The following is an 8,283-nucleotide window of genomic DNA, read 5'->3' on the forward strand; positions in this document are numbered from 1 at the left end:
CCGGCGGCCCATGCGCCTGGCGGCGCGCGCCGGCGGCGCGGGCTGATCGGCCGCGAGCGCCACCTGGCGCAGCTCGCGGCGGCGTACGCCAACGCGACGGGCGGCGACCGCCCCGTGGTCGCGCGCGTCGTCGGCGAAAGCGGCGTCGGCAAGAGCGCCCTGGTGGCGGCGTTCCTCCAATCGTTGGGCGACGAAGACGGCGCACCGCTCGTCCTGTCGGGGCGGTGCTACGAGCGCGAGCGCGTGCCGTACAAGGCCGTCGACGCGCTGGTCGACGCGCTCGCCGATGCGTTCGCCGGGCCCGGTGTCGATGCGGCCGGGATCGTCCCACACCACGCCGCGCACCTGATGCGCGTGTTTCCCGTGCTGCGGCGCGTGGAGGCGTTTGCGCACGCTCCCGTGCCGGCTCACGAGGTCCGCGATCCGCTCGAACTGCGCGCCCGCGTGTTCGCGGCGTTCCGCGACCTGTTCGAGCGCCTCGCGACCGCGCGCCCGGTCGTGATCGCGGTCGACGATCTGCAGTGGGCGGACGACGACGGGCTGGCGCTGCTGGCCGACCTCGTGCGGCCGCCGGACGCGCCGCCGTTGCTGCTCGTCGCGACGATCCGCTCAGGGCACGAGGAACGCACGCGCGCCCTGGATGCGGCCGGCGACGTGCGCACGATTTACGTCGATCGGCTCGCGCCGCGCGACGCCGCGCGGCTCGCTCGCGAGTTGCTGCGGGACGCGGAGCTCCCCGTCGACCTCGCCGCCGACCTCGCCGCCGAGGCCGATGGACATCCGCTGTTCATCGACGCGCTCGTCCGGCACGTCGCGCAATCCGGCGGCGCCCGCGCGCGGCTGCGCCTCGACGATGCGCTGCGGGCCCGCGCGGCTGCGCAGTCGCCGGCGTGCCGTCGGTTGCTCGATGTCGTCTGCGTCCAGGGGGCGCCGATCGCGCAGCGCACGGCGGCGGCTGCCGCGGGCGTCGCCGACGCCGACGTGCAGGCGGCGGTCGACGCTCTGTGCGCCGACAAGCTGGTTCGATCCGGCGACGGACCCACGGTCGAGCCGTACCACGACCGCGTGCGCGAGGCGGTGTGTGCCGCCATGGCGCCGGATCGGCGGCGCGCGATCCACCGGCGACTGGCGAGCGCGATCGAGGAGCACGGCGGCGCGGCGCCCGAACGGCTCGCCGAGCACTACCGCGAAGCGGGCGATGTCGACCGCGCGGCCCGAGCGGCGGTCGACGCCGCCCGGCGCGCGAGCGAGGCGCTGGCGTTCGACCGGGCTGCGCGGCTGTACGCGGTGGCGCTGTCGCTCGGTGCGCTGCCGCCGCAGGATGCGCGGTCGGTGCGGATCGCGCTCGGCGACGCGCTCGCGCACGCGGCCCGCGGACCCGCGGCGGCCGAGGCGTACCTGGCCGCCGCCGACGGCGCGCCGCCGGCGCTGGCGGCGTCGCTGCGCGCGCGCGCGGCCGACCAGTACCTCAAGAGCGGCCACATCGACGACGGCCTGGCCGTGACCCGACAGGTATTGGCGACCCTCGGGATGAAGCTCGCGCGCACGCCGCGGACCGCGTTGTGGTCGCTGGCCTGGCGGCGCGCGCTGTTGCGCCTGCGCGGGACGCGCTTCGCCGCGCGGCCGGCGGACGCCGTGCCGGATGCGGTGCTCGAGCGGATCGACCTGTGTTGGAGCGTCGCTCGCGGGTTGAGCATGGTCGACACGATCCGCAGCGCGGCGTTCCAGACGCGCCACCAGGCGCTCGCGTTGCGCGCCGGAGAGCCGTCGCGCGTGGTGCGCGCACTCGCGATCGAGGTCGGCCACGCGGCGACCGCGGGCGTGCGCGGACAGCGTCGCGCCGAGCGGCTGCTGGCGCGCGCCGAGCGGCTCGCCATCGAGGTGGGCGCGCACGAGAGCCTCGGCTTCGTCGAACTCGCCGGCGGCATCGCCGCGTTTCTCGTGGGCGACTGGCGGGCGACGGTCGACCGGTGCGATCGGGCGCTGCCCATCTTTCGCGACCGCTGCGTCGGCGCTGGCTGGGAGATCGCCAACGCGCGGCTGTTCGCGATCTGGGCGCTCGTGTTCCTCGGCGAGCTGGCCGAGGTGCGCCGCCGCGTGCCGGCGATGCTCGAAGACGCGCAGCTGCGCGGCGACCTGTACGCCGAGACGTGCGCGCAGACCGGGCTGGCGAACCTCGCGTGGCTGGCTGCAGGTGAGGTCGATGACGCCGCCGCGCACATCGACGCGGCCGAGCGGCGCTGGTCGCAGCGCGGATTTCACTTTCAACACTACTGGTCGATGCTCGCGCGCGGAAACCACGATCTGTACGTCGGCAGTCCGGCGCGGTCGTACCGGCGCGTGGTCGAGCAGTGGGCCGGTCTGCGCGCGTCGCAATACCTGCGCATAGAAAACGTGCGGGTCGAGGCGTGGCACCTGCGCGGTCGGCTCGCGCTCGCGGCCGCGGTCGCCACCCACGACGCGGCGGCGCGGGCCGAGCTGGCGGACGCCGCGCGGCGCGCGGCGCGGCGGCTCGCGCGCGAGCGGTCGCGGTGGGCCGGCGCGCTCGCGCACGCGCTGCGCGCGGGGCTCGCGCACGCGAGCGGCGACGTCGACCGGGCGATCGTCGCCTTGCGGCGCGCGGAGGACGCCGCCAGCCGCGCCGACTTGCGGTTGCTGCGGCAGTGCGCGCGCTGGCGTCGCGGCCAGCTCGAAGGCGGCGACGCCGGCGCGACACTGCAGCGCGACGCGGCGGCGTGGCTCGCGCGACACGGCGTGGCGGACGTCGAGCGCATGGTGGGCGTGTGGCTGCCGGGGTTCGCGGTCTGACGTGCGTCGCACCGGGCGGCTGGGGGACGGCGCCGGGCGGCGCGTGCGGAAGCCGGCGAAAACGGGCCCATCGCGCCGGGCCGGGCGGCGGATCCATTTAGTTGACATAATGCCGATTATGCGACGCAATGGATCGGGCAAGGGGACCGCCCGGGCGCTCGCAGCCGCCGCCGCGCCGGCATCCGGGTGACCGGCGTCGCGCCGCCCGGTCAGCCGACGACCCGGTCGCGGCCGGTGCGCTTGGCCTCGTACAGCTTTTCGTCGGCCCGCGCGATCAACTCCTCCGGCGTCACCGCCGACTCGCCGTCGACTGTGGCGACGCCGAGGCTCACCGTGACCTGGAACGACTCGCCGTCGTACTCGAACGGCGTCGCCCGCACGCGCCGGCGCAGGTCTTCGGCGAACGCGACGCCGCCGAGCAGCGCCGTCGAGTCCAGCACCACGGCGAATTCCTCGCCGCCGTAGCGCGCGAACAGATCCTCGCGGCGAATGCGCGGCTTGATGCGGGCCGCCAACTCCTTGAGGACGTGGTCGCCGCACAGGTGGCCGCGCGTGTCGTTGATCTGTTTGAAATGGTCGATGTCGAACATGACCAGCGACAGCGGCCGGCCGTGCCGCTGGGACGCCGCCAACTCCCGCTCGAGGAAATCCATGAAGTACCGCTTGTTGTGGATGCCCGTGAGGCCATCCAGGATGGTCATGCGGTAGATCTCTTCGTGGTACGCCGCCTCGATGTTCGAGCCGCTCAAGAACTTGTAGATCGCGTCGCCGATGCGGACCTGATCGCCGTCGGCCAGCGACTTCTTGTGCACGCGTACGTCGTTGACGAAGCTGCCGTTGGTCGACCCGAGATCTTCGATGTACCAGCCCATCTCCTCGGACTGGGCGATCCGCGCGTGGCGCCGGGACACCGCGTCCCGCGGCACGACGATGTCGTTGTCCGACACGCGCCCGACGACGTACTCGTCGCGCGTGAGCGCAATCCGGCGCCCGAGATCGGGCCCCGGCGGATACAACAGGATCAGGCACGCATCTCCGTAGGTGCGCTTCGGAGGCGACGGCGGCGCGACACCTTTTTTCAGAAACAGCGTGGCGTTGTCGTTCCCTTTGGCCATGGGCCCCTCATCCGCGCGCGGCGAATCGGTCGCTGGTCGCGCCGAGACGCGCGAGTTCCTCCTGAGACAATCCGCTGGCTGCCTCGATTGTCACCGACGCGGCCTTGCCGGTGGACATCTCGCTCGCCGTCACCTCGAGGATGCCGTCCGCGTCGATCGTGAACGATACCTCGACCCGGACCCTGCCGGCCTTGTCGCGGGGCAAGTCGCCGAGCACGAATCGGCCGAGGTAGCGGTTGTCCGACGCCTTGTCGGACTCGCCCTGGTAGACGCGGATCGACACGAAGTCCTGGTTGTCCTCCGTCGTTGCGAACACCTTGCGTTCGCGCGTCGGCACGGTCGTATTCGCCGGAATGATCACCGACATCTTGTCACCGGCGGTGCGGATGCCGAGCGAGTGCGGCGTGACGTCGAGCAGGATGACTTCCTGCAGCTCGCCGCCGACGATGCCGCTTTGGGTCGCGGCCCCCATCGCGACGATTTCGTCCGGATTGACGTTCTTCGACGGCTCCTTGCCGAAGATGTCCACGACGCGCTCCTGGACGGCCGGCATGCGACTCATTCCGCCGACGAGCAGCACCTGATCGATGTCCGCCGGCGACACGTGCGCCGCGTTCATCGCCACCTCGCATGGCGCGCGCAGCCGGTCGAGCAAATCGCGGCATGCGGCCTCGAATTCGCCGCGCGAGATCTCGCGCTGTAGATGCAATGGACCGCTCGGTCCGACGGCGAGAAACGGCAGGTTCACGTCCGTGGTCATCGCCGACGACAGCTCGATCTTCGCCCTCTCGGCCGCCTCCTTGAGCCGCTGCAGCGCGACCGCGTCCTCGCGCAAGTCGACCCCGTGGACCTCTTGAAACTCGCGGGCGAGCAGATCGATCAGCTTGCGGTCGAAGTCGTCGCCGCCCAGCGCCGTGTCGCCGCTCGTCGCCAGGACCTCGAACACGCCGGATTCGATCGCGAGGATCGACACGTCGAACGTGCCGCCGCCGAGGTCGAACACGGCGAGCCGCTGGTTGTGCCCCTGGTGCGCCCCGTATGCGAGGGCCGCGGCGGTCGGCTCGTTCAGGATCGACCGGATGTGCAGTCCCGCGATCGCCCCGGCGTCCTTGGTCGCCTGGCGCTGGACGTCGTCGAAGTACGCCGGCACCGTCACGATCGCCTCGTCGACCGCCTCGCCGAGGTAGTCCTCGGCGACCTGTTTCATCTTCGCGAGGATGTGAGCGGAGATCTCCTGCGGCGACTTGGCCTCGTCCCCGATCTTGATCCACGCGTCGCCGTTGGTCGCCTCCACGATCTCGTACGGCGCGGTCTCGCGCAGCCGCTGCACCTCCGGATCGTCGAAACGCCGGCCGATGAGCCGCTTGACGCCGAACACGGTGCGCGCCGGGTTCGTCACCATCTGGCGCTTGGAGGGTGCGCCGACGACGAGGTCCCCGTCGGCCGTCCACGACACCATCGACGGCGTCGTGCGGCCGCCTTCCTGGTTGTGGATCACGACCGGATCGCCACCTTCGAGCACGGCGACGCAGGAGTTGGTCGTACCGAGGTCGATTCCAATGATGCGTTGGCTCATCGCGACAGGCGCTCAGCGGCCGAAGAACTTCTTGAACAAGCCGCCCTTTTTGTCCGGGGGCAGCCGGTCGAGAGCCTCGTGGGCTCGCTTGTACTCCGGGTCCAGGGCGAGCGCGCGCTCGAACTCGCGACGCGCCTCCTCGATCCGGCCCGCTTCCTCGTGTTCGAGGCCCCAGGCGTAGTGCATCTGCACCCGGTACTTCTTGGTCTGCGGCTCCTCGGCCGCGATGCGATGCAGCGCGCGTCGCGCGTCGGCGTAGCGGCCTGCGGCGAGCTGCGCGAGCGCCTGTTCGTACGCTTCGGCTCGCCGCCGCACGGTGTCCTGCAGACCGGCGGCGATCGCGGCGGCGGCGCGGGCCGGCGGCGGCGTTCCGGCCACGGGCCGCCGGGTACTGCCCGCGCCGGGCGCCGAGCGGCGCGCGCTGCCCGTCCGCTGCGCGGTCGCGGGGGCCGCGGGCGCCGGGCGGCGCGCCGTGGTCGCGGCGACCGGGCGTGTGCCGGCTGCCGCGCGCGTGCCGGTGGCCGGCGGCGTCTTCGACTCCGGGGGGCTGGCCGCGCGCCGGGCAGTCGCCGGGGCCGCGGGGGCCGGGCGCGCGGCCGGCGCCCGCGGCGGCGTCTCCGGCGCGCCGGCCGACGCGCAGCTGGCCGGGGCCGCGGCCGGGGCGAACAGCTCGCGCATCTGCGCGCGGCGCGCGTCGTCGGACAGCCGCGTGTAGGCGTCTTTGATGCGCAGGAACAGCTCGTTGGCCGCGCGCACGGTGTCGCGCTCGCCGCGCGCGAACCGGCTCGGGTGGTAGCGTTTGGTGAGCGCGAGGAACGCCGCGCGCACCTGTTCGCTACCCGCGTCGTACCCGACGCCGAGCACTTCGAACGGATTGGCGGTCGCGAGACGCTCGAGTTCCGCGCGCAAGTGGGCGGCGGCGCCGGAGCCGCTGCCCTCCGAACCGGCCCTGTCCGCGCTGGACACCACGGTGAGCGTCGATCCTACACCCCCGCCGCGGCGGCGAGCAACGCTGCCACGCGGTGGTCAGCGATCGAAGATCGCGGTCCAGAAGTGGTTGTGCATGGCGACGCCGACGCGCCGCTGGCCGGGGTCGAACAGGATCATGTTGTGTCCCGGGCTGCCGATCCACGCGTCGACCGCCGCCCGCGGAGTCGACTGGCCGCACGCGACGATCTCGCCCGACCACCCGGGGCCGCCGCACGCCGCCACGCGGTCGGTCGGGCTCGATCCGTCCGAGCCGGTGTGGGTGCACTCACCAGTCGTGCCGATGTCCATCGAGTGGCGCGCGGCGGCGCACACGAGGTCGTCGCGCAATTCGACCGCGGCGAGCCCGCGCGCGACGCGCTCGGCGTTGATCGTGTCGAACAGCGCGCGCTCCTCCGACGACAGCGGGGCCGAACCGGGGCTCGCGTCGGCCCCGCCGCCCTGCCCCGGCGCTGCGTCCGCCGCGCCGCCCGAACCCGCGTCGGCCACCGGTCGCGGCGGATCCTCTGTGATGTCGCCGGCGCACGCCCACAGACCCGCGAGTGCGGCGGTCAGGGCGAGGCCTGCGCGGCGCGCGCGTGTCAGCGGTCTCGGCGAGATCCCGGCGATGGCGGCCATACGGCTGGATGATACAAGCGTCGTACCAGGCGGTCGATCGCGCCAACTCGCCCAGTTGGCGCCGCCGCCCGGGGCCTGCCGGCCCCACGCGGCCCGCGACCGCCCCGGACTGCGCCGGCCACGGCGTGCGCCACCCACGCGCCGCCGAGACGTTGCCTCGCTCCACAGGTTGCCCACAGCGAAGGCGGGAGCGCCCTACGTGATCTTGGTGAAATCCATTGCAAAACGGAAGTGCGCGGCGCGGCCGCCGGGCAAACTGTGGACAGCCGCGTCTCGAACTTGAACGGTCCGCCGCCCTGCTCTGCCGCGGCTGCGCTGCAGCCGCCGTCGTGCGGGACCCGTTTCAGGGGCCGCCGGCGTCTTCGACCTCGAGGTCGCGGATGCAGAACGTGAACTGCAACGAATCGGCGGTGTCGCCGGCGTGCACGTCGAGGTTCAACAGCCACGGCCCGCGGTGGACGTAGTTGATCGAACGGATCTCGTAGTCGCCCCCGCCGATCTCGGACCACTCGGGCACGATCGGCGTGCCGTGGTCGTGTTTGGCGGTGAACGGCTCGATGCGGTCGAATACCGCGCCCTCGACCGGCGCACCGTCGCCGTCGACCAGCGTCAGCACGAGCGTGTTGAGTCCGGTCGGGTTGCCGTCCGCGTCCGGTGCGCCCTGCACGGTCGGCACGGGCGGGTCGGCGCGCACGATGCGCGCCGTGAAGGCGCTGCCCGACACCTCCGTGCCCGGGGCGACCGGATCCTCGGTGCCGTCGCAGATGAACTGGTCTCCGTCGTCGTCGTGGTCGTCATGACCGCAACCGCCGCCGCCGTGACCGCACAGGGCGAGCGTCCCCGCGCCGGCGAGGAGCCACAGGGGCCAGCGGGATCGTCCTTCGCGCATGCTTCACAGTATCCGATGCGCGGACCCGGCGCGCACGCGGCGGTCGCCATCAATTCCTGACAGCGCCGCCGACCGCGCCGGTCGATTTTGTGGTATGTGTGCGCGCCATGGCGAACACCAAGAAGCTGTCGCGCGAACAGCGCCGTGCGACCAAGCGCCGGCAGCGTCGCGAGCTCAAGTCCCTGTACCAGTCGCTCACGAAGAAGCAGCGGGCCGCCCTGCGCAAGGAGAAGCAGGGCATCAAGAAGTTTCTCGCGGCGCAGCAGGCCGGCGAGTAGCCCGCCCGACCG

Annotated in this window: 6 protein-coding genes; 1 reads left to right on the plus strand and 5 read right to left on the minus strand. The window is 72.9% G+C overall.

Features of this window, described 5'->3' with window-relative positions; all coding sequences use genetic code 11:
• Positions 1-2,808, plus strand: a 2,808-nt coding sequence (locus D6689_14065) for a serine/threonine-protein kinase PknK (GenBank protein RMH40351.1), incomplete at its 5' end; no start/stop codon positions are given.
• Between the two features lie 209 nt (positions 2,809-3,017).
• On the opposite strand, the gene D6689_14070 is transcribed toward D6689_14065, so the two are convergent.
• The 5 genes from D6689_14070 to D6689_14090 form a co-directional block, all read right to left on the minus strand.
• Positions 3,018-3,923, minus strand: a complete 906-nt coding sequence (locus tag D6689_14070) for a GGDEF domain-containing protein (GenBank protein RMH40352.1) — start codon at positions 3,921-3,923, stop codon at positions 3,018-3,020.
• A gap of 7 nt (positions 3,924-3,930) precedes the next feature.
• Positions 3,931-5,499, minus strand: a complete 1,569-nt coding sequence (gene dnaK, locus D6689_14075; protein RMH40353.1) for a molecular chaperone DnaK — start codon at positions 5,497-5,499, stop codon at positions 3,931-3,933.
• A gap of 12 nt (positions 5,500-5,511) precedes the next feature.
• Entirely contained in the window at positions 5,512-6,468 is a 957-nt protein-coding gene (locus D6689_14080) for a tetratricopeptide repeat protein (GenBank protein RMH40354.1), read from the minus strand.
• 57 nt (positions 6,469-6,525) lie between these two features.
• Positions 6,526-7,104 (minus strand): CAP domain-containing protein, encoded by a 579-nt coding sequence (locus D6689_14085; protein ID RMH40355.1) that lies wholly within the window; start codon positions 7,102-7,104, stop codon positions 6,526-6,528.
• Between the two features lie 343 nt (positions 7,105-7,447).
• Positions 7,448-7,993: a hypothetical protein gene (locus D6689_14090; protein RMH40356.1), complete on the minus strand. Its 546-nt coding sequence runs from the start codon at positions 7,991-7,993 to the stop codon at positions 7,448-7,450.
• Between the last annotated feature and the right edge of the window lie 290 nt (positions 7,994-8,283).

The sequence above is a fragment of the Deltaproteobacteria bacterium genome (genome assembly GCA_003696105.1).
In the GTDB taxonomy this organism is placed as follows: domain Bacteria; phylum Myxococcota_A; class Polyangia; order Haliangiales; family J016; genus J016.

Coding starts and splice junctions, on each gene's coding strand:
- D6689_14070 (RMH40352.1), bottom strand. CDS start 3,923: ATGGCCAAAGGGAACGACAACGCCACGCTGTTTCTGAAAAAAGGTGTC.
- dnaK (RMH40353.1), bottom strand. CDS start 5,499: ATGAGCCAACGCATCATTGGAATCGACCTCGGTACGACCAACTCCTGC.
- D6689_14085 (RMH40355.1), bottom strand. CDS start 7,104: ATGGCCGCCATCGCCGGGATCTCGCCGAGACCGCTGACACGCGCGCGC.
- D6689_14090 (RMH40356.1), bottom strand. CDS start 7,993: ATGCGCGAAGGACGATCCCGCTGGCCCCTGTGGCTCCTCGCCGGCGCG.